This window comes from Serratia sp. GW822-FHT06D09 (genome assembly GCF_058799515.1).
In genome coordinates, this window is sequence record NZ_JBXALO010000003.1 from 401148 (window position 1) to 424456 (window position 23309).

At 56.3% G+C, this 23309-nt stretch carries 25 protein-coding genes; 19 read left to right on the forward strand and 6 right to left on the reverse strand.

What is annotated here, in order from left to right; translation table 11 throughout:
• Window positions 1–84: 84 nt before the first annotated feature.
• The gene (ydgT, locus tag AC1RKG_RS09605; protein ID WP_012145712.1) at window positions 85–300 is read right to left on the reverse strand and encodes a transcription modulator YdgT; all 216 of its coding nucleotides are present in this window, start codon (window positions 298–300) and stop codon (window positions 85–87) included.
• A 1408-nt stretch (window positions 301–1708) separates the two neighbouring features.
• On the opposite strand from ydgT, the gene flhD reads away from it, so the two are divergent.
• From flhD to umuC, 17 genes are all read left to right on the forward strand, one after another.
• Window positions 1709–2059, forward strand: coding sequence for a flagellar transcriptional regulator FlhD (gene flhD, locus AC1RKG_RS09610; RefSeq protein WP_122079707.1), 351 nt, complete (start codon window positions 1709–1711; stop codon window positions 2057–2059).
• Complete coding sequence (gene flhC / locus AC1RKG_RS09615; RefSeq protein ID WP_020827541.1) at window positions 2059–2643, forward strand: flagellar transcriptional regulator FlhC; 585 nt, start codon at window positions 2059–2061, stop codon at window positions 2641–2643. The genes flhD and flhC overlap by 1 nt, the downstream gene beginning before the upstream one ends.
• A 158-nt stretch (window positions 2644–2801) precedes the next feature.
• Window positions 2802–3692: a flagellar motor stator protein MotA gene (motA, locus tag AC1RKG_RS09620; RefSeq protein ID WP_020827540.1), complete on the forward strand. Its 891-nt coding sequence runs from the start codon at window positions 2802–2804 to the stop codon at window positions 3690–3692.
• A complete protein-coding gene (gene motB, locus AC1RKG_RS09625) occupies window positions 3689–4654 on the forward strand; it encodes a flagellar motor protein MotB (RefSeq protein WP_020827539.1) in 966 nt (321 codons plus the stop codon). The genes motA and motB overlap by 4 nt, the downstream gene beginning before the upstream one ends.
• Before the next feature lie 4 nt (window positions 4655–4658).
• Entirely contained in the window at window positions 4659–6632 is a 1974-nt protein-coding gene (gene cheA, locus AC1RKG_RS09630; RefSeq protein ID WP_115058580.1) for a chemotaxis protein CheA, read from the forward strand.
• A 32-nt stretch (window positions 6633–6664) separates the two neighbouring features.
• Window positions 6665–7165: a chemotaxis protein CheW gene (gene cheW / locus AC1RKG_RS09635; protein ID WP_020827537.1), complete on the forward strand. Its 501-nt coding sequence runs from the start codon at window positions 6665–6667 to the stop codon at window positions 7163–7165.
• 171 nt (window positions 7166–7336) lie between these two features.
• On the forward strand, window positions 7337–9007 hold the full coding sequence (locus AC1RKG_RS09640) for a methyl-accepting chemotaxis protein (RefSeq protein WP_046373238.1): 1671 nt from the start codon (window positions 7337–7339) through the stop codon (window positions 9005–9007).
• A gap of 84 nt (window positions 9008–9091) precedes the next feature.
• Window positions 9092–10717 carry a methyl-accepting chemotaxis protein gene (locus tag AC1RKG_RS09645; protein WP_020827535.1) on the forward strand — a complete coding sequence of 542 codons (1626 nt, stop codon included), beginning with the start codon at window positions 9092–9094 and terminating at the stop codon, window positions 10715–10717.
• A gap of 28 nt (window positions 10718–10745) precedes the next feature.
• On the forward strand, window positions 10746–11618 hold the full coding sequence (cheR, locus tag AC1RKG_RS09650) for a protein-glutamate O-methyltransferase CheR (protein ID WP_046373240.1): 873 nt from the start codon (window positions 10746–10748) through the stop codon (window positions 11616–11618).
• Window positions 11618–12667, forward strand: a complete 1050-nt coding sequence (locus AC1RKG_RS09655; protein ID WP_048760294.1) for a protein-glutamate methylesterase/protein-glutamine glutaminase — start codon at window positions 11618–11620, stop codon at window positions 12665–12667. The genes cheR and AC1RKG_RS09655 overlap by 1 nt, the downstream gene beginning before the upstream one ends.
• Before the next feature lie 223 nt (window positions 12668–12890).
• Window positions 12891–13280, forward strand: coding sequence for a chemotaxis response regulator CheY (cheY, locus tag AC1RKG_RS09660; protein WP_020827532.1), 390 nt, complete (start codon window positions 12891–12893; stop codon window positions 13278–13280).
• 12 nt (window positions 13281–13292) lie between these two features.
• On the forward strand, window positions 13293–13937 hold the full coding sequence (gene cheZ, locus AC1RKG_RS09665) for a protein phosphatase CheZ (protein ID WP_041414707.1): 645 nt from the start codon (window positions 13293–13295) through the stop codon (window positions 13935–13937).
• A 173-nt stretch (window positions 13938–14110) separates the two neighbouring features.
• Window positions 14111–15262: a flagellar biosynthesis protein FlhB gene (gene flhB / locus AC1RKG_RS09670; RefSeq protein WP_493182870.1), complete on the forward strand. Its 1152-nt coding sequence runs from the start codon at window positions 14111–14113 to the stop codon at window positions 15260–15262.
• Complete coding sequence (flhA, locus tag AC1RKG_RS09675; protein ID WP_020827529.1) at window positions 15255–17333, forward strand: flagellar biosynthesis protein FlhA; 2079 nt, start codon at window positions 15255–15257, stop codon at window positions 17331–17333. The genes flhB and flhA overlap by 8 nt, the downstream gene beginning before the upstream one ends.
• Window positions 17333–17737 (forward strand): flagellar protein FlhE, encoded by a 405-nt coding sequence (locus AC1RKG_RS09680; protein WP_020827528.1) that lies wholly within the window; start codon window positions 17333–17335, stop codon window positions 17735–17737. Before flhA ends, AC1RKG_RS09680 begins: the two co-directional genes overlap by 1 nt.
• Before the next feature lie 210 nt (window positions 17738–17947).
• Window positions 17948–18382 carry a translesion error-prone DNA polymerase V autoproteolytic subunit gene (umuD, locus tag AC1RKG_RS09685; protein WP_122079706.1) on the forward strand — a complete coding sequence of 145 codons (435 nt, stop codon included), beginning with the start codon at window positions 17948–17950 and terminating at the stop codon, window positions 18380–18382.
• Window positions 18366–19628 (forward strand): translesion error-prone DNA polymerase V subunit UmuC, encoded by a 1263-nt coding sequence (gene umuC, locus AC1RKG_RS09690; protein WP_046373243.1) that lies wholly within the window; start codon window positions 18366–18368, stop codon window positions 19626–19628. Before umuD ends, umuC begins: the two co-directional genes overlap by 17 nt.
• 90 nt (window positions 19629–19718) lie before the next feature.
• Here the strand turns inward: umuC and AC1RKG_RS09695 are convergent, their stop codons facing one another.
• The 5 genes from AC1RKG_RS09695 to flgA all read right to left on the reverse strand — a co-directional run bounded on the left by AC1RKG_RS09695 (window position 19719) and on the right by flgA (window position 22321).
• Window positions 19719–20021, reverse strand: a complete 303-nt coding sequence (locus AC1RKG_RS09695; protein ID WP_149572748.1) for a helix-turn-helix domain-containing protein — start codon at window positions 20019–20021, stop codon at window positions 19719–19721.
• A complete protein-coding gene (locus tag AC1RKG_RS09700; RefSeq protein ID WP_493182873.1) occupies window positions 20002–20388 on the reverse strand; it encodes a type II toxin-antitoxin system RelE/ParE family toxin in 387 nt (128 codons plus the stop codon). Before AC1RKG_RS09700 ends, AC1RKG_RS09695 begins: the two co-directional genes overlap by 20 nt.
• A 225-nt stretch (window positions 20389–20613) precedes the next feature.
• The gene (locus AC1RKG_RS09705; protein WP_020827525.1) at window positions 20614–21048 is read right to left on the reverse strand and encodes a flagella synthesis protein FlgN; all 435 of its coding nucleotides are present in this window, start codon (window positions 21046–21048) and stop codon (window positions 20614–20616) included.
• A 47-nt stretch (window positions 21049–21095) separates the two neighbouring features.
• Window positions 21096–21422 carry a flagellar biosynthesis anti-sigma factor FlgM gene (gene flgM, locus AC1RKG_RS09710; RefSeq protein ID WP_020827524.1) on the reverse strand — a complete coding sequence of 109 codons (327 nt, stop codon included), beginning with the start codon at window positions 21420–21422 and terminating at the stop codon, window positions 21096–21098.
• A gap of 236 nt (window positions 21423–21658) precedes the next feature.
• The gene (flgA, locus tag AC1RKG_RS09715) at window positions 21659–22321 is read right to left on the reverse strand and encodes a flagellar basal body P-ring formation chaperone FlgA (RefSeq protein ID WP_048760264.1); all 663 of its coding nucleotides are present in this window, start codon (window positions 22319–22321) and stop codon (window positions 21659–21661) included.
• 163 nt (window positions 22322–22484) lie between these two features.
• On the opposite strand from flgA, the gene flgB reads away from it, so the two are divergent.
• Complete coding sequence (flgB, locus tag AC1RKG_RS09720) at window positions 22485–22898, forward strand: flagellar basal body rod protein FlgB (RefSeq protein ID WP_020827522.1); 414 nt, start codon at window positions 22485–22487, stop codon at window positions 22896–22898.
• Window positions 22899–22903: 5 nt separating this feature from the next.
• Complete coding sequence (gene flgC / locus AC1RKG_RS09725) at window positions 22904–23308, forward strand: flagellar basal body rod protein FlgC (RefSeq protein ID WP_020827521.1); 405 nt, start codon at window positions 22904–22906, stop codon at window positions 23306–23308.
• Window position 23309 lies beyond the last annotated feature (1 nt).

The window sequence follows — 23309 nt, forward strand, 5'->3', positions numbered from 1 at the left end:
TATCACGCGCGCCAATAAATCCGCGACAGATGGCCGTTATTTAGCAATAAAAGATAAATTACCTGCGCGCGCAATGAATGCAAATTATAGCACCTGTGCCCACAGCGTTTTCGGCACCTTGCCCAAATCGAAGAGTTTTCCTGCAACCAGCTCAGCGCGACGATGATCGGCGGCGCGATACATGTTGCTGATTTCAATGTCATTATCGATGGAGTAGTTAAGCTTGTCGTACACTTTCTCCACGCTGTCCAAGCTGGTGCATTTACGGAAAGTCATCAGGTAATCCAGGGTATCGGTCATGATTAAAATATAGCCTGTTAAGAGTTGTAGCCGAACGAAAAAACATCACTCTGTCATCGTGACAGCAGCAAAAGCGTGATGTGCGACCTGAAAAATTAATTTCAAATAAATAAATTGCGATACGTAATAATTGTCTGCGCGCAAGTTTCCCTGCTCTGAGAATAATAATATGCCCATGCGCCGTCGGCAATGGCATCTTGCTGATCTGTACACAAAATAGGGAAAGCCTCAGGTTGGGGAGCAAGGTGCTGGGGGGCAGAACCGCTTGCCAATGCGCCTGGCGTTGAATTCCGGCTTTTTTTAGGGGCCAGCAGGGCGGTTTATAGCTGAGGTTGGACGTTTTTTATCCCGATTGCGCCCCTGCTCCGGCAGCAGGTTACCTGTCCGAGTCGGCAGGATTAATCGAACGGCCCGCGACGCGGTATTTTCCACACCGCATGAGATAGTCGCCCCTCAGAGAAAAATAAAACGAAACTGCGTTTTACTTTATTAGTGCTACTGAAACTAACAGCACTTATTCTCGGCGCATAAACATCAGCCAAGATCTAATTTTTTTCGTGGCGCTGAAAAACTATTAAAGTTTTAATTAATACTGCCGATAAAACGTTTTGCCATTATCCTGCCTAAAAAACCACCCGAAGCTTGCGGCTTTCATTCCATTTGTCAGGAAACAAATCGTTACCTCTGTTTTCTTGTTTACAACGTAACCGAGCCGTTGTTAATCGAATTGGAACATTCGTCGAAAAATAAAACAGGAGATTCCCGCAAGCTTAAGTCAAATCCGAAACCTAATAACCTTATAGTTTACATGCGTTATATTTCAATGCGGATAGTTTATTGTTTATTAAACGGTTATTTATACTGTCTTTATCGGCTACGAGCAGATTTTTGTTCTGTTATTTTAGTTTGGTGATGCTTTTGTTCGAATTGATCTAAAAAAGATATTTTTTTGGCTTATATACATTGTTTTTAAGACGTTTTTTTACTTATGTCTGTTTTGTGAGCGAAAACGCGGTTAAAAACCATACTGGTAACGGGCTATTTGGCTTAATTATTTTTTATTTTTGTGATCTAGATCACATTGTATTTAAAATTGCCTCTCACTTACATTGTGTGTGCTAATGGTTCAGGGGTAGAGTTGCGCTGCATTAGGAATAATCTTATTAATTTTGTAAAAATAGTTTCACGGTGATTAAACACCGCTGGAGCAAAATGCTGTACATCCATACACGTTGGTTTGCGCACGTATCAAATACTGAATGATGGTCCGAATTTAGTGATGTTGAAAAATTTATAACGGTCGTTATTCAGGGCTTCATTGCCAACTTAGGGAACAAACCCAGGTCACGGGCGATAAAAATTATCACCCAGCGTATGTTTTTAAACATAGTCTGTCGGGATGGGGAATATGGGTACGTCTGAATTACTTAAGCATATTTATGACATCAATTTGTCATATTTACTTTTAGCACAGCGTCTGATTAATGATGAAAAAGCCTCGGCAATGTTCCGTTTGGGTATCGACGAAACCATGGCCGATGCACTTTCTCAGCTCACGTTACCGCAAATGGTCAAATTGGCTGAAACCAACCAGCTGGTCTGCCACTTCCGCTTTAACGATCACCAAACCATCGAGCGTCTGACAAAAGAGTCTCGCGTGGACGATCTGCAGCAAATCCATACCGGTATTTTGCTCTCAAGCCATTTACTGCAAGAACTGTCGGCGAAAGACGGCAGTGCGACGAAGAAAAGAGCTTGATGATGGCAGAGAAAAGTATTGTTCAGGAAGCCAAGGATATTCAGCTGGCCATGGAGCTGATTACACTGGGTGCGCGTTTGCAGATGTTGGAAAGCGAAACGCAGCTCAGCCGTGGGCGTTTGATCAAGCTCTATAAGGAGTTACGCGGCAGTCCACCGCCGAAAGGGATGTTGCCGTTCTCGACGGACTGGTTTATGACCTGGGAACAGAACATCCATTCATCGATGTTCTACAACGCCTACAGTTTCCTGATGAAAAGCGGGCACTGCACGGGCGTTGAAGCAGTGATTAAAGCCTACCGTCTGTATCTGGAACAGTGCCCGCACCAGCCGGGTGAGCCGCCGTTGCTGGCGCTGACGCGAGCCTGGACGCTGGTGCGCTTCGTCGATAGCGGCATGCTGCAGCTTTCTGCCTGCAACTGCTGCGGCGGCACTTTTATCACCCACGCGCACCAACCGTTGAACAATTTTGTTTGCAGTTTATGCCAACCCCCATCCCGCGCAGTAAAAAGACGTAAACTTTCGCCGCAACTGGCCGATATTATTCCTCAACTGCTGGACGAGCAGGTTAAACGCGCAATTTGAGCCGGCGGCAGCGCCGGTTTATCCAGATTTAAACCGATTGGTGAAATGCAGGGTTCGGCGTGCCGAACCCAAAGGCGCAGCTCAGCCTGTTGTGCCTGTGCGGCTCATATGCGCGCTTAGCCCACCTTCCATCCACATTGTTAATTTAAGGAATGCGTGTGTTAGTTATTTTGGGTTATCTCGTGGTATTGGGTGCGGTCTTTGGGGGCTACCTGATTGTGGGGGGCCATCTGGGCGCGCTTTATCAGCCGGCAGAATTTCTGATTATCGGCGGCGCGGGTATCGGCGCTTTTATCGTGGGCAACAACGGTAAGGCAATAAAGTCCACCCTGCGCGCCATTCCCAAGCTGATGCGCCGTTCGAAATACAGCAAAGATCTCTACATGGATCTGATGGCGCTGCTGTTCCGGCTGCTGGCCAAATCCCGTCAACAAGGCATGCTTTCCCTCGAGTTCGATATTGATAATCCGCAGGAAAGTGAAATTTTCTCTAATTATCCCCGCATTCTTGCCGATAACACCCTGGTGGAGTTTATTACCGATTACTTACGGCTGATGGTGAGCGGCAACATGAATGCCTTTGAGATCGAAGCCTTGATGGACGAAGAGATCGAAACCTTTGAACAGGAAAGCGAGGTGCCGGCAGGCAGCCTGGCGATGGTCGGTGACTCGTTGCCGGCCTTCGGCATTGTTGCGGCGGTGATGGGGGTGGTGCATGCGCTGGCCTCGGCCGACCGCCCGGCAGCCGAGCTGGGGGCGTTGATCGCCAACGCGATGGTCGGCACCTTCCTGGGCATTTTGCTGGCTTACGGCTTTATCTCACCGCTGGCGACCCTGTTGCGACAAAAAAGTGCCGAAAACGTCAAAATGATGCAGTGCATCAAGGTCACTTTGCTGTCCAGTTTGAATGGCTACGCGCCGCAGATTGCGGTCGAATTCGGCCGTAAAACGCTGTACACCACCGAACGTCCCTCCTTCGTTGAGCTGGAAGAACATGTGCGTCGCGTGAAGGCGCCGGCACAGCAGGCGACGGAAGAAGAACAGGCATGAAACAGAATCACCCGGTTGTTTTGGTCAGAAAACGCAAGTCGCATCACGCCAGCCATCATGGGGGTTCCTGGAAGATTGCCTACGCCGATTTTATGACGGCAATGATGGCTTTCTTCCTGGTGATGTGGCTGCTGGCGATTGCCAGCCCGCAGGAACTGACGCAAATCGCCGAATACTTCCGCACGCCGCTGAAGGTGGCGCTGACTTCCGGCGACAAGAGCAGCTCTGAAAGCAGCCCGATCCCCGGCGGCGGCGACGATCCTACCCAGCAAGACGGGTTGGTGAAAAAGCAGATTGATACGCTCGAGAAGCGTGACGAAGAGCTGCGGCTGAACAAGCTGCGGGAAAAACTGGACGAACTGATTGAGTCCGATCCGCGCCTGAAAGCGCTGCGGCCGCATCTGTTGATCAACATGATGGATGAAGGCTTGCGCATTCAGATCATCGACAGTCAAAACCGTCCGATGTTCAAAACCGGCAGCGCGCAGGTAGAAAGCTATATGCGCGACATCCTGCGGGCGATTGCGCCGATCCTCAATGATCTGCCGAACAAAATCAGCCTGTCCGGCCACACCGACGATATTCCCTACGCCACCGGCGAGCGCGGTTACAGCAACTGGGAGCTTTCGGCCGATCGTGCCAACGCGTCGCGACGCGAGCTGATCGCCGGCGGACTGTCGGAAGGGAAGGTCCTGCGGGTGGTCGGCATGGCCGCCACCATGAGCCTGAAACAACACGGCGCCGACGATGCCATCAACCGTCGCATTACCGTACTGGTGCTCAACAAACAAACCCAGCAGGGCATTGAACATGAAAATGGCGAAAGCAACGCGATGGAGATTGCTCAGCCGGTCGATTTAAAACCGTTGGCCCCGTCGGCGACGGCTCCGGCCACCCTCATTGCACCGGAGCAGCCGGCGGCTGTCCCTGCACCGACTAACAGCGACTCACAGCAGAGGTGACCCCGTGAGCATGGATATTAGTGCGTTTTATCAGACCTTTTTTGATGAAGCAGACGAATTGCTGGCCGACATGGAGCAACACCTGCTGGAGCTGGATCCGCTGGCTCCGGACATTGAGCCGCTGAACGCCATTTTTCGCGCAGCGCACTCGATCAAGGGCGGTGCGGCGACCTTTGGCTTTTCGGTGCTGCAGGAAACCACCCACCTGCTGGAGAACCTGTTGGACGGTGCGCGGCGTCAGGAAATGAGCCTGAGCACCGAGATTATAAACCTGTTTCTGGAAACCAAAGACATTATGCAGGAGCAACTGGACGCTTATAAAACTTCGCAAAAGCCTGACGTCGACAGCTTTGAATACATCTGTCAGGCGTTGCGGCAGCTTGCGTTGGACGCACAGCAGCAAGATGCCCCCGCAGCACCTGCCGTCGCGCAACACGCCGTCGCAGCACCGGCGGCCATCGAAGGCGGCATGCGGGTTTGCCTGTGTGGTCTGAAGCCGAACGAAGTTCCGTTGATGCTGGAAGAGTTGGGCAACCTGGGTGAGGTGAAAAACCCGCATCAGACCGAAAACAGCCTGGAAGTGACGCTGCTGACCTCCGCCAGCGAAGATGACATCAGCGCAGTGCTGTGTTTTGTACTGGAGCCGGAGCAAATCAGTTTCACCACGCCGCCTCAGGCTGAGCTGCCGCCGGTAGCGATCGAGCCGGTCGCTCCCGTTGCCGTTGCGCCCGTGGCCGCCAAACCGGCGCCGACGGTGGCGGAAACGCCCAAACCGCGCGCCAAGGCCAGCGAATCCACCAGCATCCGCGTAGCGGTAGAAAAAGTGGACCAATTGATCAACCTGGTCGGGGAGTTGGTGATCACCCAGTCGATGCTGGCGCAGCGCTCCGGCAGTCTGGATCCGGTGAATCACGGCGATCTGCTCAACAGCATGAGCCAGCTGGAACGCAACGCACGCGACCTGCAAGAGTCGGTGATGTCGATCCGTATGATGCCGATGGAATACGTATTCAGCCGCTTCCCTCGTCTGGTGCGCGATCTGGCCGGCAAGCTGAACAAGCAGGTGGAATTGCAGCTGCAGGGCAGTTCTACCGAACTGGATAAGAGCCTGATTGAACGCATTATCGATCCTCTGACGCACCTGGTGCGCAACAGCCTGGATCACGGCATTGAAGATCCGGCCACGCGCCTCGCCGCGGGCAAGTCGGAGGTGGGGAACCTGATCCTGTCGGCAGAGCATCAGGGCGGCAATATCTGTATCGAAGTCACCGACGACGGCGCCGGCCTGAACCGCGAGAAAATTCTCGCCAAAGCGGCTTCACAAGGGCTGGCGGTCAGCGACAGCATGAGCGACGAAGACGTCGGCATGCTGATTTTCGCGCCGGGCTTTTCTACCGCCGAGCAGGTGACCGATGTTTCCGGCCGTGGCGTCGGCATGGACGTGGTGAAGCGAAATATTCAGGAAATGGGTGGGCACGTCGAAATCCATTCCCAGGCGGGCAAGGGGACCTCTATCCGGATCTTGCTGCCGTTAACGCTGGCGATCCTCGATGGCATGTCGGTCAAGGTGAACAATGAAGTGTTTATCCTGCCGCTCAACGCGGTAATGGAATCGCTGCAGCCGCAGGCTGAAGATCTGCATCCGTTGGCCGGTGGCGAGCGGGTGTTGCAGGTGCGCGGGGAATATTTGCCGCTGGTGGAGCTGTTCCGGGTGTTCGACGTGGCGGGGGCCAAAACCGACGCCACCCAGGGCATTGTGGTGATCCTGCAAAGCGCCGGCCGCCGCTATGCGCTGTTGGTGGATCAACTGATCGGCCAGCATCAGGTGGTGGTGAAGAATCTGGAAAGCAACTATCGCAAGGTGCCGGGCATTTCCGCCGCCACCATTCTCGGTGACGGCAGCGTGGCGCTGATTGTCGATGTCTCGGCGCTGCAAACCCTGAACCGCGAGCAGCGTCAGACGGACGCGGCTGCATAATAATTAATCTATTGATTTAAAGGGTGAATGACATGGCAGGACTGGCAACCGTCAGCAAACTGGCTGGCGAAACGGTAGGGCAGGAGTTCCTGATTTTTACCTTGGGTAACGAGGAATACGGCATTGATATCCTCAAGGTGCAGGAGATCCGCGGTTACGATCAGGTTACGCGCATTGCCAATACTCCGGCCTTTATCAAGGGCGTCACCAACCTGCGCGGCGTGATTGTGCCGATTATCGATTTGCGGGTGAAGTTCGCCCAGCAGGACGTGTCCTACGATGAAAACACCGTGGTGATCGTGTTGAACTTTGGTCAGCGGGTGGTGGGTATCGTGGTTGACGGCGTGTCTGACGTGCTGTCGCTGACCACCGAACAGATCCGCCCGGCGCCGGAGTTTGCCGTGACGCTGGCCACCGAATACCTCACCGGGCTGGGCTCGTTGGGCGAACGCATGCTGATCCTGGTCGATATCGAAAAGCTGCTGAGCAGCGAAGAGATGTCACTGGTCGACAGCGTAGCGAAAAGCGCCTGATCCGCTCCCCGTAGGGGCGCGGCATGCCGCGCCCTGATTCGAAAACCGGACAAACCCAGACTCTGCACAAAATAGTTACCTCTCCTCATAAAGTTCTTCCCTGCCGCGCCGATAACTCTGTCAATCAACGTAATCAGGGCCTGTCCGCGCGGGCGTTCAACAAGGGAAAACATGTTTAATCGTATGAAGGTGGTCACCAGCCTGTTACTGGTGCTGGTGTTATTTGGCGCCTTGCAGCTGGTTTCAGGCGGGCTCTTTTTCTCCTCACTGAAGAATGACAAAGAAAACTTCGCCGTTTTGCAGACCATTCGCCAGCAGCAGTCCGAGCTGAACGAAAGCTGGGTCAACCTGCTGCAGGCGCGCAACACGCTGAACCGTGCCGGTATTCGTCACATGATGGACGCCAATAACATCGGTAGCGGCGCCAGCGTCACCGAACTGTTGGCTCGCGCCAAGAGCAACCTGGTGGTTGCGGAACAGCACTATGCCGCCTATGACAAAATTCCTCTCGACGCCCGCCAGGACGCGCAATCGGCCGAAAAGCTGAAACAGCAATACGGCATCTTGCAGGGCGCGCTGACCGAACTGACCCAACTGCTGGGTGAAGGCAAAATCAACGCATTCTTTGATCAGCCGACGCAAAGCTATCAGGACGCGTTCGAAGACATCTACAACATCTATCTGGCGCAAAACGACAAGCTTTACCAGACCGCGGTTGAAGACAGCAATAAGTCATTCAGCTTCGCCATCTGGACGCTGGTGGTGGTGCTGTTGGTGGTACTGGCCGTGATTGTGCTGGTGTGGAGCGGTATTCACCACATTCTGGTGCGCCCGCTGAACCGAATGATCGAACACATCAAGATGATTGCCGCCGGCGATTTGACTCAGCCGATCGCCGTGACCAGCCGCAATGAAATGGGCGTGCTGGCAGCCAGCCTCAAGCATATGCAGAGCGAATTGATCGACACCGTCAGCGGCGTGCGTCAGGGTGCCGACGCCATCTACAGCGGCGCTTCCGAAATTGCCGCCGGCAACAACGATCTCTCTTCACGTACCGAACAACAGGCTGCCTCGCTGGAAGAAACCGCCGCCAGCATGGAGCAGCTGACCGCGACGGTGAAACAGAACGCCGAAAATGCCCGTCAGGCCAGCCAACTGGCATTGAGCGCCTCCGAAACCGCGCAGAAAGGCGGCAAGGTGGTGGCTAACGTGGTGCAGACCATGCACGACATCGCCGGCAGTTCGCAGAAAATTGCCGACATTACCGGCGTGATCGACGGCATTGCCTTCCAGACCAATATCCTGGCGCTGAACGCGGCGGTCGAAGCTGCGCGTGCTGGTGAACAGGGCCGTGGCTTTGCGGTGGTGGCCGGTGAAGTGCGTAACCTGGCGCAGCGCAGTGCCCAGGCGGCGAAAGAAATCAAAGGCCTGATCGAAGACTCCGTCAATCGCGTCGATATGGGCTCGGTACTGGTAGAAAGCGCCGGGGAAACCATGGGCGATATCGTCAATGCCGTGACCCGCGTTACCGACATCATGGGTGAAATCGCTTCGGCGTCGGACGAACAGAGCCGCGGTATCGATCAGGTCGGCCAGGCGGTGGCGGAAATGGACCGCGTCACTCAGCAGAACGCCTCGTTGGTGGAAGAGTCCGCGTCTGCGGCAGCGGCGCTGGAAGAACAGGCCAGCATGCTGACCCAGTCCGTGGCGGTATTCCGCTTGAAAGCGGCAGGTCAGGAAGAGTTCAAAATGCCCGTCAGCAGCAAGGCGGCAGTAACACCGGTACTCAATCATAAAAAAATGAACGCCAGCGATCCGCAGGATAACTGGGAAACGTTCTAACCGGCATTGGGCCTCCCTGCATTCACGGGGGAGGCCGATTCCCCGTCGTAAGCTGGCCCTCGGCCGGCTGCAAGGAGGTTCATAGTGTTTAACCGAATCCGCGTCTCTACCAGCTTGTTTCTGTTGTTGATGACTTTTTGTGTTATGCAGTTGGCCACCAGCGGCTTGTCGTACACCGCTTTCCGTTCCGATAACCACAATCTGAACCTGATCACCCTCGGCAGCCAACAGCGCGACGCCCTCAGCCTGAGCTGGGTTTCCCTGCTGCAGGCCCGCAATACGCTGAACCGTGCCGGGACCCGTGCGGCGCTCAAACTGCCGCAGGATCAGGTCAATGCCTTGATGGGCAACGCGCGCAGTTCGCTGCAGAAAGCCGACCTCTATTTCAACCAGTTCCTGGCCGTGCCGCGTAACAGCGAGCAGGAACAGCAGCTGACCGAAACCACCAAAGCCAGTTACGACCGGTTGCGCAGCGCGTTACGTGAGCTGATCGGTTTCCTGGAAAACGATCGGCTGCAGGCCTTTATGGACCAGCCGACGCAGAAAACTCAGGATTTGTTTGAAGCGGATTTTGTCCAGTACCTGCAGTTGGTAAACGCCAACGTGAGCGAAGCCAATGCGGCGAATCAGCAATCCTTCACCCTGTCCGGTTGGCTGGTGGCCGGTGCGGTACTGATGTTGCTGGTGGTGACCGGCAGCGCCATGTGGTGGTTACGCAATATGCTGGTGCAGCCGCTAAACATTATGCGCAGTCATTTTGACCGCATTGCAGCTGGCGATCTGGCCACGCCGATTCAGGTGTATGGCCGCAATGAGATCAGCCAGCTGTTCGCCAGTTTACAGCGCATGCAGCAGTCGCTGATCGGCACCGTTGGTGCGGTACGTGACGGTGCCGAGTCGATCCTGATTGGCCTGCAGGAAATCTCCGAAGGCAACAACGATCTCTCTTCCCGCACCGAGCAGCAGGCCGCCTCGCTGGAAGAAACGGCCGCCAGCATGGAACAGTTGACCGCGACGGTGAAACAGAACGCCGATAACGCACGTCAGGCCTCTCAGCTGGCGCGTGACGCCTCTACCACCGCAGCCAAGGGCGGCGAACTGGCGGGCGACGTGGTGACCACCATGCATGACATTGCCAACAGTTCGCAGAAGATTGGCGCTATTACCAGCGTGATCGACGGCATTGCCTTCCAGACCAATATCCTGGCATTGAACGCGGCGGTCGAAGCGGCGCGTGCCGGTGAGCAGGGGCGCGGTTTTGCGGTGGTGGCGGGCGAAGTGCGTAATCTGGCACAGCGCAGCGCCCAGGCGGCAAAAGAAATCAAAGGTCTGATCGACGAATCGGTCAGCCGGGTCAAGCAAGGTTCGGTGCTGGTGGAAAACTCCGGTGCCACCATGCAGGACATCGTCCGTTCGGTCACTCGGGTTACCGACATCATGGGCGAAATCGCCTCGGCGTCCGACGAACAAAGCCGCGGCATTGAACAGGTCACGCAGGCCGTGACCCAAATGGATCAGGTAACCCAGCAGAACGCCGCGCTGGTAGAAGAAGCCGCCTCGGCGGCCACCGCACTGGAGGATCAGGCGATTACCCTGGCCGATGCGGTGTCGGTATTCCGCCTGGCGGACGATAACTTCACCGCGCAGGCCAACCATCAAGACGCAGTTTCACCCGTGGTAAAGGAAGCCCCAGATTGTCAAACCGCATAAGCAGCCCGTTTTTTTTGAGTGATATGGCATGAAGCCGGCGCCGTCGAACCCTAACAGAGACCCTGCGACATTGTTGACGCAGATGGTGCAGCGCCTGCCGTTGCTGGACGTGCATTTTCGTCGCATCAGCCAACTGATTTATCAGCGTGCCGGCATCGTGCTGGCAGAGCACAAGCGCGAGATGGTTTATAACCGCCTGGTGCGACGCCTGCGGCTGCTGGGCCTGAACGACTTTGGCGATTATTTGGCGCTGCTGGAAAGCGATCCTAACAGCGCCGAATGGCAGGCGTTTATCAATGCCCTGACCACCAACCTGACGGCGTTTTTCCGCGAAGCGCATCACTTCCCGATCCTGGCGGAGCACGCGCGTCAGCGGCCGAACGGCTACAGCGTGTGGAGCACGGCGGCCTCGACCGGCGAAGAGCCTTATTCGATTGCCATCACCTTAAGTGAGGTGCTCGGGCAGCGCGCCACCGGCTGCCAGGTATGGGCCAGCGATATCGATACCCAGGTGCTGGAGAAAGCGGAAGCGGGCGTTTATCGCCAGGAAGATCTGCGTACTCTGACGCCGGCGCAAATGCAGCGTTATTTCCTGCGCGGCACCGGTCCGCATCAGGGGTTGGTGCGGGTGCGGCCGGAGCTGGCGGGGCGGGTGAATTTTCAGGCGCTCAACCTGTTGGCGCCAGAGTGGGCGTTGCCGGGGCAATTCGACGCTATTTTCTGCCGCAACGTGATGATCTATTTCGATAAGGCGACACAGGAGCGCATTCTGCGCCGCTTCGTGCCCTTGCTTAAACCGGGGGGCCTGATGTTTGCCGGCCACTCCGAGAATTTCAGCCAGATCAGCCGGGATTTCTACTTGCGTGGGCAGACCGTGTATGGCCTGACCAAGGAGAGGTAATGAATAAAATCAGAGTATTGAGCGTAGACGATTCGGCCCTGATGCGGCAGCTGATGACCGAAATTGTCAACAGCCATCCCGATATGGAGATGGTGGCGAGCGCGCCTGACCCTCTGGTCGCGCGCGATCTGATCAAAAAGTTTAACCCGCAGGTGCTGACGCTGGACGTCGAAATGCCGCGCATGGACGGCCTCGACTTCCTCGAAAAACTGATGCGTCTGCGGCCGATGCCGGTGGTGATGGTGTCGTCGCTGACAGGCCAGGGGTCGGAAATCACGCTGCGCGCGCTGGAGCTGGGGGCGGTGGATTTTGTCACCAAACCGCAGCTTGGCATCCGCGAAGGCATGTTGGCCTACAGCGAGCTGATAGCCGAAAAAATTCGCACCGCGGCCAAGGCGCGCTTGCCGCAACGCTCCAGCAGCCCGGCACCGGCGATCCTCAGCCATACGCCGCTGTTGAGCAGCGAAAAACTGATTGCCATCGGGGCCTCTACCGGCGGCACCGAAGCCATTCGGCAGGTGCTGCAACCGCTACCGGCCACCAGCCCGGCGTTGTTGATCACCCAGCATATGCCGCCGGGGTTTACGCGCTCGTTCGCCGAGCGGCTGAACAAGCTGTGCCAGATTACGGTGAAAGAGGCCGAGGACGGCGAACGCGTGCTGCCGGGCCATGCCTACATCGCACCGGGCGATCGCCATATGGAACTGTCACGCAGCGGTGCCAACTATCAGGTGAAGCTGCATGACGGCCCGGCGGTCAACCGTCACCGGCCATCGGTAGACGTGCTTTTCCGCTCGGTTGCGCAGTACGCCGGTCGAAATGCGGTTGGCGTGATCCTGACCGGCATGGGCAATGACGGCGCGGCGGGCATGTTGGAAATGCATCGTGCCGGTGCCTATACCCTGGCGCAAAACGAGGCCAGTTGTGTGGTGTTCGGCATGCCGCGTGAGGCGATCGCCACCGGTGGGGTGAATGAAGTTGTCGAACTGGATCGCATGAGCCAACGCATGCTGGCGCAAATTGCCGGTGGCCAGGCGCTGCGTATTTGATTTTTACCCTTAATTATACCCGTCGCCTTTCGAGCCGCAGCGTTCAAATCTGTTCCCGACAGATTTGTCGCTCACCCCAGTCACTTACTTGAGTAAGTTCCTGAGGATGAGCGAGCTGGTCGCCTGGCTGCAACTCGAAATTCATAGGGTATATAGGGGGTTATAGCGAACAGCTGCCGTGAGGCTGGCTGTTGTTTGGATTAGGTAAACCTTGGGAGTATATATGGCAGATAAGAGTCTCAGATTTCTGGTGGTGGATGACTTTTCCACTATGCGTCGCATCGTCAGAAACTTGCTGAAAGAGTTGGGATTCAACAACGTAGAAGAGGCCGAGGACGGTGCGGATGCGCTGAACAAACTGCGTGCCGGCGGCTTCGATTTTGTGGTGTCCGACTGGAACATGCCGAACATGGACGGCCTGGAACTGTTGCAAACCATTCGTGCCGATGGCGCATTGGCGGCGATGCCAGTGCTGATGGTGACGGCGGAAGCCAAGAAAGAAAACATTATCGCGGCGGCGCAGGCCGGTGCCAGCGGTTACGTGGTGAAACCTTTTACGGCGGCGACGCTGGAAGAAAAGCTCAATAAGATTTTTGAAAAACTGGGCATGTAAGGAGAGAGGGCGATGAGAGACATTCCAATGCCTGCCAGCGATGCGGCAACCGCGGGGGAGATCATCTCGCGCATTGGCCAACTGACGCGGATGCTGCGCGACAGCATGCGCGAACTGGGGCTCGATCAGGCGATCGCCCAGGCGGCAGAGGCAATCCCGGATGCACGCGATCGTCTTGATTACGTGGTCACCATGACGGCGCAGGCGGCGGAACGGGCGTTGAACTGTGTGGAAGCGGCGCAGCCGCGCCAGGCACAGCTGGAGTCCGAAGCCAAAGGATTGAAAGGCCGTTGGGACGAGTGGTTCGCCAACCCGATCGAGTTGGACGACGCCCGTGAATTGGTTACCGATACCCGTCAGTACCTGGATCAGGTGCCGGAACATACGGCGTTCACCAATGCCCAACTGCTGGAAATCATGATGGCGCAGGATTTCCAGGATCTGACCGGTCAGGTGATCAAACGCATGATGGACGTGGTGCAGGAGATTGAAAAGCAGCTGCTGATGGTGCTGATGGAAAATATTCCTGAGCAACCGGCGAAAGAGAAAAAACCGAACGACAGCCTGCTCAATGGCCCGCAGCTCGACCAGAATGGCGCCGGCGTTATCGCCAATCAGGCGCAGGTGGACGATCTTCTGGACAGCCTGGGTTTCTGATAGCTCCTGGGGCGCATTTTGTTGCGCCCCAGACAGGCAGCACTGCTCCTGCGTCCCCAATCTTCCCCATCCCGCAAATAACCGTCCTTTTCTCCCGTTGTTCCACCAATGAAATCAGCATTTTTTTGGCATGCTGACCGCAATTTTATTCCCTCCGGCACAGGAACCGCCCCGTGGCTGAAGACAGCGATCTGGAAAAGAGCGAGGCCCCCACGCCCCATAGGGTGGAGAAGGCGCGTGAAGATGGCCAGATCCCGCGTTCCCGCGAGCTGACGTCGGTGCTGATGCTGGTGGCAGGCTTGTCGATCATCTGGATTTCCGGCGGCAACATGGCGCAACAGTTGGCGGCCATGCTGACCCAGGGCCTGAATTTCGACCACGGCATGGTCAGTAACGACAAGCAGATGCTGCGCCAGTTGGCGATGTTGTTACGCCAGGCGGTATGGGCGCTGTTGCCGATCATGGCCGGGTTGGCGCTGGTAGCGCTGACGGCGCCGATGCTGCTGGGCGGCCTGCTGCTGAGCGGTAAATCGCTCAAGTTCGATCTCAAGCGCATGAACCCGCTGTCCGGGCTGAAACGCATCTTTTCCAGCCAGGTGCTGGCGGAACTGTTGAAGGGCATCCTGAAGGCGACGCTGGTAGGGTGGATCACCGGTTTATACCTGTGGCACAACTGGGCGGCGATGCTGCATCTGGTGACGCAACAGCCGCTCGATGCGCTGGGTAACGCGCTACGAATGATCATCTTTTGCGGCCTGCTGGTGGTACTCGGGCTGACGCCGATGGTGGCGTTTGACGTGTTTTACCAACTGTGGAGCCACTTCAAAAAGCTGAAGATGACCAAGCAGGACATCCGCGACGAGTTCAAGGAGCAGGAGGGTGACCCGCACGTTAAAGGGCGCATCCGACAGCAACAGCGTGCCGTTGCACGGCGGCGAATGATGGCCGACGTCCCCAAGGCCGACGTCATTGTGACCAACCCGACGCATTACGCCGTCGCGCTGCAGTACAACGATAAAAACATGAGTGCGCCGAAGGTGCTGGCCAAGGGGGCCGGCGAAATTGCGCTGCGTATTCGTGAACTGGGAACGGAACACCGTATTCCCATGCTCGAAGCACCGCCGCTGGCACGTGCCCTATATCGACACAGCGAGATTGGACAACACATTCCCGCCACCCTGTATGCCGCCGTGGCCGAAGTATTGGCCTGGGTTTACCAGCTGCGACGCTGGCGGCGCGAAGGGGGGCTGATCCCGAAAAAACCTGAACGTTTACCGGTGCCGGAAGCACTGGATTTTGCTGGAGAAAGTAATACAAATGGCTAATTTGGCCGCCTTGCTTCGTTTGCCGGGCAGTTTTAAAGATACGCAGTGGCAGGTGCTGGCCGGCCCGATACTGATCCTGATGATCCTGTCGATGATGGTGCTGCCGTTGCCGGCATTTATCCTCGATCTGCTGTTCACCTTCAATATTGCTTTGTCGATCATGGTGTTGCTGGTAGCGATGTTTACCCAGCGTACGCTTGAATTTGCCGCATTCCCCACCATTTTGCTGTTCTCAACCTTGCTGCGCCTGTCGCTCAACGTAGCTTCGACGCGCATCATCCTGATGGAAGGGCATACTGGATCTGCCGCCGCAGGTCGCGTGGTAGAGGCCTTCGGTCACTTCCTGGTGGGCGGTAACTTCGCCATCGGTATCGTGGTGTTTATCATTTTGGTGCTGATCAACTTTATGGTTATCACCAAGGGTGCCGGGCGTATCGCCGAAGTGGGCGCACGCTTTGTGCTGGACGGCATGCCGGGCAAGCAGATGGCGATCGATGCCGATCTCAACGCCGGTTTGATCGGTGAAGAAGAGGCGAAAAAACGTCGCTCTGAGGTCACGCAGGAAGCGGACTTCTACGGTTCGATGGACGGTGCCAGTAAGTTCGTCCGTGGCGATGCGGTCGCCGGTCTGATGATCATGATGCTAAACGTGGTCGGTGGTCTGTTGGTCGGCGTGCTCCAGCACGGAATGGAACTGGGCACGGCGGCGGAAACTTACACCTTGCTGACCATCGGTGACGGCCTGGTGGCGCAGATCCCGGCGTTGGTGATTTCGACCGCCGCCGGCGTGATCGTGACTCGCGTGGCGACCGATCAGGACGTTGGCGAGCAGATGGTTGGCCAACTGTTCAACAACCCGCGGGTTATGTTGCTCAGCGCCGCTGTGCTCGGCCTGCTTGGGCTGGTCCCGGGGATGCCGAACCTGGTATTCCTGCTGTTTACCGCCGCTCTGTTAGGGTTGGCCTGGTGGCTGCGCGGGCGCGATCAGCAAGCGCCCAAAGTGCAGGAAGTGCCGGTCACGCAGGATAATCCGCAGGCGGTGGAAGCCAGTTGGTCTGACGTGCAGCTGGAAGATCCGTTGGGGATGGAGGTCGGTTACCGGCTGATCCCGATGGTGGATTTCCAACAGAATGGTGAATTGCTGGGCCGTATCCGCGGCATCCGTAAAAAATTCGCGCAGGAGATGGGCTATCTGCCACCGGTGGTGCATATCCGCGACAACCTGGAACTGCCGCCGGCCAGCTACCGTATTTTGATGAAGGGCGTAGAAATCGGCAGTGGCGAAGCGCAACCGGGCCGCTGGCTGGCAATTAACCCAGGCAATGCGGTGGGCGAGTTGGCGGGGGATAAAACCACCGATCCGGCGTTTGGGCTGGAAGCGGTATGGATTGACAGCGCGCTGCGCGAGCAGGCGCAGATCCAGGGCTTCACCGTAGTGGAAGCCAGCACGGTGGTCGCGACACACCTTAATCATTTGATTGGCCAGTTTGCCAGTGAGCTGTTTGGCCGACAGGAAGCGCAGCAATTACTGGATCGCGTCGCACAGGACATGCCGAAGCTGACCGAAGATTTCGTGCCGGGCGTGGTAAGCCTGACTACGCTGCACAAGGTGTTGCAGAATCTGCTGGCGGAACGGGTTTCCATCCGCGATATGCGCACCATTATTGAAACCCTGGCGGAGCATGCCCCATCACAAACCGACCCTTATGAGCTGACCACCGTGGTGCGCGTGGCGCTGGGAAGGGCGATCACCCAACAGTGGTTCCCGGGCAACGGTGAAATTCAGGTGATTGGCCTGGATACCCAACTCGAGCGTCTGTTACTGCAAGCGCTGCAGGGCGGCGGCGGTTTGGAACCGGGCCTGGCGGACCGCTTGTTGGATCAGGCCAAACAGGCGTTGCAGCGGCAGGAAATGCTCAGCGCGCCGCCGGTACTGTTAGTGAATCACGCACTGCGGGCCTTGCTGGCGCGTTTCCTGCGTCGCAGCCTGCCGCAGATGGTGGTGTTGTCGAATCTGGAGATCAATGACGACCGCCAAATCCGCATGACCTCCACCATTGGGGCCGCATAATGAAACACCGTCTGGCGTTAATTTGCCTGTTAGCGCCGTTGAGCGTGCAGGCAGCATCCGGTTCTTGGGTAGCCGACAGCGTCGGCGCCACGCTGGAATATGGTGGTGAGCGGGGGGAATCGCCGGGGTTACGCGCCCCCAATGCGTTGCCGGATGCCAATGCCCGCATCACCAGCGTAAGCTGGCGTTACCGGCTGCTGGCCGATGAGCCGGCGGGCATGCAGGCGCAGCTTTGCACCCTGACGCGCTGCATTGTGTTGGGCGGCGGCAGCGGCAGCAGCACCGGGCTGAAAGGGGAACCGGCGAACGCCGAGCTGCGTTTTGTTTATTACGTGCAGGCGCGCGGCAGCCTGAATCCGCCGCTGCGCGTGATCAGCAATCAGGTGATTGTGAATTACGAGTAAAACTAAAACGACACAAGCCAAGTCCCTCAGGCCGTTGCCTTCGACCTGGTTTTATTCCGTTGCCCCAAAGCGTGTTTAGCCACGGGGCAGGTAGGCCAATTTAAATTTCCTGATGCTTCAACTGCTTTCAGGAATTTTATTATACGCCGCTTGATCGTTGCTGACGATCATGGATACTGTATATAAATACAGTTATTCGGATCCGCCATTATGCAGTTTATTCACCCTAGTCAGCTCACTCCCGGTTTATTACTTCCCCTCTTTATGGAGCGAGTCTCCTGCGGTTTTCCCAGCCCGGCTCAGGACTATGTCGAAGACAGTCTCGACCTGAATAAGCTGGTGGTGAAACACCCCAGTGCGACGTACTTTGTCCGGGTCAGTGGTGATTCGATGATCGGCGCAGGTATCAGCCACGGTGACTTACTGGTGGTTGATCGTTCCTTGACCGCCGTTCATGGCGACATCGTCATAGCGGCAGTGGCCGGCGAATTTACCGTGAAGGAGCTGCAAACCCATCCACGTATTCAGCTGGTGCCTCATAATACGGATTATTCTCCGATCGTTTTCCAGGCCGAAGAAGAGCTGGAAATCTTTGGCGTTGTGACATTTACCTTGAAATCAAACCGACATGTTCGCACTTGTTGACGTCAACAGCTTCTACACGTCCTGCGAGACTGTTTTTCGGCCAGATCTTAAGGGCAAGCCGATCGTCGTCGTTTCAAACAATGACGGATGCGTTATTTCACTTTCGGCGGAAGCCAAAGCGCTGGGCATCAAAATGGGGGCGCCTTACTTCAAAATCAAAGAGCAATTACGGCGCCAGCAGGTCAGCGTTTTCAGCTCGAATTATACGCTTTATGCCGATCTCAGCCATCGGGTGATGCTGACGCTAATCGAGATGGCCCCTGTCGTAGAGATATACTCCATCGATGAAGCTTTTATCGATGTGTCTGGCCTGAGTAGCAGCCTTCCGCTGAGCACCTTTGGCCATCAAATGCGCGATCGGGTGTTAAAGAATACCGGGTTAACCGTTGGCGTGGGGATCGCGCAAACCAAGACACTGGCGAAGATCGCCAATTTTGCGGCAAAGAAGTGGCGTCAAACGGGGGGCGTTGTTGAGTTGTCCGATCCTGAGCGTCTGCGAAAACTGCTGGCGTTAGTGCCGGTGGACGAGGTGTGGGGCGTGGGCCGCCGCATCGGCAAGAAGCTCAGCTTTATGGGAATCGAAACGGCGCTACAGCTTGCTGACTGTTCAACCTGGGTGATCCGTAAACACTTTAATGTGGTACTCGAACGTACGGTTCGTGAATTGCGCGGCGAATCCTGTTTGGCATTGGATGAGTTTGCGCCCACCAAACAGCAGATCATCTGTAGCCGCTCATTTGGTCACCGCATCACGGCTTATCAAGATATGCGCCAGGCCATTTGTACCTATGCGGAACGCGCAGCCGAAAAGCTCAGGGCAGAGAAGCAGTTCTGCTGTGTGATCAGCGTCTTTATGCGAACCAGTCCCCATGCCGAAAATGAAACATTTTACGGCCCTCAGGCCAGCGGGCGCCTGGCGATCCCTTCCAACGATACGCGTGACATTATTCGCGTTGCTGTCAGTGCGCTTGACCGTATCTGGAAAGACGATTTTCGCTATATGAAAGCCGGTGTGATGCTGAGTGATTTCTTTAGCCAGGGGGTGGCGCAGCTTAATTTGTTTGATGAACACCAACCCAGGCCTAACAGCAGTGAGTTAATGCAGACCCTTGATCGGCTTAATCAGTCCGGTCGGGGCACGGTGTGGTTTGCCGGGCAGGGGATCCAAAAAAGCTGGGCGATGAAACGTGAAATGCTGTCCCCCAGCTATACCACAAGGTACTCGGACCTGCCGTTCGTCAAATAGCCCTGGGGTCTTATCATCCACCGGTTGAGCCCGCTCAGGTGTATCAACAATCATTGGTAGCATTCATCGGGTATGCACAGTACGGGCAGCCTACGTCAGGATCGCCAGACCGCTGCGGTCGACCAGCGAAAGCAATTTCATTGCGGCGGAGTTAGGGACAGCTTCGCCGCGCTCCCATTTTTGCACCGCTTTTTTGCTGACGTTCAGGTGCAAGGCAAACACCGGCTGACTGACGTTTTCACGCTCGCGCAGGGCGCGGATGTCCGCGGGGGTGTAGTGCTTGACCGGGCGTAAGCACAGCATGTCGAAAGTCCGCATAGTAACATCGTCGACAAAACCTGCATGATGCAGTTCCTGAACTTCCTGGTGGATCTCAGCAAGGATCTTGCTCATAGGTCAACCTCCTCAACTTCCTGTCATTAACCAACTGGTAAAGCCTGAAAGGCGAGTAATCCAGATAGAGCGCAGCCAAGCGCTTTAACCCGACGAGCTCATCATTCGTCAGGGTATCCTTTTCATTTTTGGCAAATCCCCGCATGAAAAACAGGCGGTCCTCATCCCGAAAAGCGATAAGCACGCGATAGCCCCCGCGCTTTCCGCCTCCTGCTCTGGCGACGCGTTTTTTATAAACGCAGCTGCCTGGATTAGCCTCGTAGAGGTGGTTTTGTATTTCACGTGCGGCCTTGATCACCGTGGCATCGCTGATGCGTTCATGGGCAGCAAAGGCCTGAAACGTTTTGGTGAGATAAATATCGGTCATTCACTCTCTCTGTGAAACTATCCCCTTTACGGGTATAGATCAAGCGGTTTAAAAACCAACACAGGGTGAAGGAATTGAATGGGGAGGCGAATGGGGGAAGGTTGGGTATGCGCAGCGTTGTGCAAATAAAAACTGCCGTGCAGGCAAGGGACGGTTCAAAGTGCGAGTGGGCTCGCAGCGTAAAGAAGACACCCGACTTCAGGCTGGCCGGGTGAGTGTCTTTGATTAAACGCCGATTTTTCGCCCCAGCAGGCTGGCATTGCGCGACTGGCCATCCGGGCCGTAGAGCGATTTGTTTTGCTTGCTCAGGATCGCCAACGCCTGAGCGTTGTGATCGATCTGTTGATTGAGCAGCATGCCGTTATGCTGGTTTTTTTCCCGCAGCTGCTGGCTGAGCGTTTGTACTCGTTGCCAGCCGTCCGCCAGGCGCGGGTGCGCGGAATAGGGTGCCTGTTGCCCCTGTGCGCGCTCCAGGTTCAGCCGCTGCTGCTCCAGATAGTTTACCGTGGCCAGCAACTGGCTCTTGGCATCGGTAGCGCGTTGCAGCGCCACGCCCGGTAATTGTCCCGAACAGAGCAGATGATGTTCTTCCGTCAGCACCGTACTCAGCGCATTCAGGGTTTCCAACAGCTTATCAATCAGTTGCGCCAGACTTTCCATTACGAATAACCACCTGTCAAAGAATTCCTTGGTGTTTAACCCGAGGGTTAAGCCTCCGGCGTTTGCTGGCCGTTAGCCATCCACAGGGCATCGCTTTGCGCGTCTTTCAGTAGCGCATCGGCAATTTTCCCGGCATCCATTTTCAGTTCGCCGTTGCGGATCGCCTGCTTGATGGCGTCCACCCGATTCATATCAATATCTTGCGTACCCGGCTGCATCAGGCGCGCTTGCGCGTCGCTCAATTTTACCTGGGTGCCGCTGACGGTGTTTTCCGTCTGGGCAGCTTTGCGTGGCTGAAGTGGGCTTTCAGTCGCGGTTTCACGAGGTTGCACCGTTGGAACGGGTTGCAGCCGCTGGGTGCGATCGATACTCATGGTCAATCTCCATCGATGCCGTCGCCGCGAAGGCAATGGCTGATATTTTGTGGCCCTGGCGGCCAATAAAAGTCTGCTTATGATTTTCTTATCGGCAGGTTTTGATAAACCTTTACCTTTTTATAACCGTCATCTTTCAAGCTGCAGCGTTGTTACCTGCACTCGCTCACCCCAGTTACTTACTAAAGTAAGCGCCTGGGGATGAGTGAGCTGGGCGCCTAGCTGCAACTTGAAAGCTATAGGGTATTTAACCCAATACGGATCGTACCGTCATCACTGGCTATACCGCTGACGATTTGTCCGGAAGCCATACGCACACGGACATTGTCTTCGGCGGCGGCATTGTTCATGGCTTTGCCCGTACCGCTGATGTTAAATCCACTTCCCTGCGCGGTCACCTGCACCGCCTGACCGGCCTTGATCACCCAGGCGCGACGCAGCATGGCGAAGGTCAGCGGCTGACCGGGACTGATATTGCGCAGGCTGACGGCCCCCAGCGCTTTGCCGGTTTCGCTTAGCGTGCGCGGTGGCAAGGTGTCGAGCCGGCCACTTTTGAACCTGATGTCCGCCGCCGTCAGCTTGCTGCCGGCGCTGATGCCGCGGGCCGACACCAGATATTGGCCGATCACCTGAACCTGGGTCTGGATAAAGCGCCGTTCCTGGCCGCAGCGTGCCGAAACGCTGATATTACCCCAACGCCGCGCATTCTGTGGCAAAGAGAGCTGCGGGAATTCGCACTGTGGCCATTGGGTGGCGGGCGTGCGCACCAGCACTTTAACCTGCACCGGACTGCCGCTGAACTGGCTGCTGATGAAGCGATCGATCTGCGCCGCCAGATCTTCGGCCCGTGCGTTCAGGCTGCACAGCAGGGCTGCCAACAACAGCATTTTCGCTTTCATCTCCGCTTCTTCCTCAAAAAGCCTCAGGGTGCGCGTAAGTGTACCCGGAGTGCGCGCAGGCTAAGCAGATAAATAGCGACGCATTTTGCCCTTATTCCCACGATAGGCTGGCGGAAGGGACGTTTATGCTGTCGGCTCCAAATTCTAACCTCGCGGAGGGAGCATGATCGACAAACTGGACGCTGCTCTGCGCTTTGGTCAAGAGGCGCTGAACCTGCGCGCCCAGCGGCAGGAAATTCTGGCCGCCAACATCGCCAACGCAGACACCCCGGGTTATCAGGCGCGGGATATCGATTTCGCCGGCCAACTGAACAAGGTGCTGGAACAAGGGCGCGCCAGCGGCAGCGGCATTGCGCTGAACATGACGTCATCGCGCCATATTCCGGCGCAGAACATGCAGCCGCCACAGCTCGACTTGCTGTTCCGCGTGCCGGATCAGCCCTCCATGGACGGCAACACGGTTGACATGGATCGCGAACGCACCAACTTCGCCGATAACAGCCTGAAGTATCAGACCGACCTGACGCTGATCAACGGTCAGATCAAAGGGATGATGTCAGTGTTACAACAAGGATAAGGCGCATGTCGCTACTGAATATTTTTGATATCTCCGGCTCGGCGCTGTCTGCCCAGTCGCAACGCATGAACGTCAGCGCCAGCAACATGGCCAATGCCGACAGCGTCACCGGGCCGGACGGCCAACCCTACCGCGCCAAGCAGGTGGTGTTTGAAGTTGCCGCCGCGGCCGGACAACCTACCGGCGGCGTACGCGTAGCGCAGGTGGTTGACGACCCGGCGCCGGAGCGTCTGGTTTACCAGCCGGGTAACCCGCTGGCAGACGGCAAGGGCTATGTGCGCATGCCTAACGTGGATGTGGTGGGTGAGATGGTCAACACCATTTCCGCCTCCCGCAGCTATCAGGCCAACGTCGAGGTGCTCAACACCACCAAGTCGATGATGATGAAAACCCTGACGCTGGGTCAATAAC

Excerpts from the sequence above, each read along its gene's own strand:
- ydgT (WP_012145712.1), bottom strand. The coding sequence starts at position 300 with ATGACCGATACCCTGGATTACCTGATGACTTTCCGTAAATGCACCAGC.
- flhD (WP_122079707.1), top strand. The coding sequence starts at position 1,709 with ATGGGTACGTCTGAATTACTTAAGCATATTTATGACATCAATTTGTCA.
- flhC (WP_020827541.1), top strand. The coding sequence starts at position 2,059 with ATGATGGCAGAGAAAAGTATTGTTCAGGAAGCCAAGGATATTCAGCTG.
- motB (WP_020827539.1), top strand. The coding sequence starts at position 3,689 with ATGAAACAGAATCACCCGGTTGTTTTGGTCAGAAAACGCAAGTCGCAT.
- cheW (WP_020827537.1), top strand. The coding sequence starts at position 6,665 with ATGGCAGGACTGGCAACCGTCAGCAAACTGGCTGGCGAAACGGTAGGG.
- AC1RKG_RS09640 (WP_046373238.1), top strand. The coding sequence starts at position 7,337 with ATGTTTAATCGTATGAAGGTGGTCACCAGCCTGTTACTGGTGCTGGTG.
- cheR (WP_046373240.1), top strand. The coding sequence starts at position 10,746 with ATGAAGCCGGCGCCGTCGAACCCTAACAGAGACCCTGCGACATTGTTG.
- AC1RKG_RS09655 (WP_048760294.1), top strand. The coding sequence starts at position 11,618 with ATGAATAAAATCAGAGTATTGAGCGTAGACGATTCGGCCCTGATGCGG.
- cheY (WP_020827532.1), top strand. The coding sequence starts at position 12,891 with ATGGCAGATAAGAGTCTCAGATTTCTGGTGGTGGATGACTTTTCCACT.
- cheZ (WP_041414707.1), top strand. The coding sequence starts at position 13,293 with ATGAGAGACATTCCAATGCCTGCCAGCGATGCGGCAACCGCGGGGGAG.
- flhA (WP_020827529.1), top strand. The coding sequence starts at position 15,255 with ATGGCTAATTTGGCCGCCTTGCTTCGTTTGCCGGGCAGTTTTAAAGAT.
- AC1RKG_RS09680 (WP_020827528.1), top strand. The coding sequence starts at position 17,333 with ATGAAACACCGTCTGGCGTTAATTTGCCTGTTAGCGCCGTTGAGCGTG.
- umuD (WP_122079706.1), top strand. The coding sequence starts at position 17,948 with ATGCAGTTTATTCACCCTAGTCAGCTCACTCCCGGTTTATTACTTCCC.
- umuC (WP_046373243.1), top strand. The coding sequence starts at position 18,366 with ATGTTCGCACTTGTTGACGTCAACAGCTTCTACACGTCCTGCGAGACT.
- AC1RKG_RS09695 (WP_149572748.1), bottom strand. The coding sequence starts at position 20,021 with ATGAGCAAGATCCTTGCTGAGATCCACCAGGAAGTTCAGGAACTGCAT.
- AC1RKG_RS09700 (WP_493182873.1), bottom strand. The coding sequence starts at position 20,388 with ATGACCGATATTTATCTCACCAAAACGTTTCAGGCCTTTGCTGCCCAT.
- AC1RKG_RS09705 (WP_020827525.1), bottom strand. The coding sequence starts at position 21,048 with ATGGAAAGTCTGGCGCAACTGATTGATAAGCTGTTGGAAACCCTGAAT.
- flgM (WP_020827524.1), bottom strand. The coding sequence starts at position 21,422 with ATGAGTATCGATCGCACCCAGCGGCTGCAACCCGTTCCAACGGTGCAA.
- flgA (WP_048760264.1), bottom strand. The coding sequence starts at position 22,321 with ATGAAAGCGAAAATGCTGTTGTTGGCAGCCCTGCTGTGCAGCCTGAAC.
- flgB (WP_020827522.1), top strand. The coding sequence starts at position 22,485 with ATGATCGACAAACTGGACGCTGCTCTGCGCTTTGGTCAAGAGGCGCTG.
- flgC (WP_020827521.1), top strand. The coding sequence starts at position 22,904 with ATGTCGCTACTGAATATTTTTGATATCTCCGGCTCGGCGCTGTCTGCC.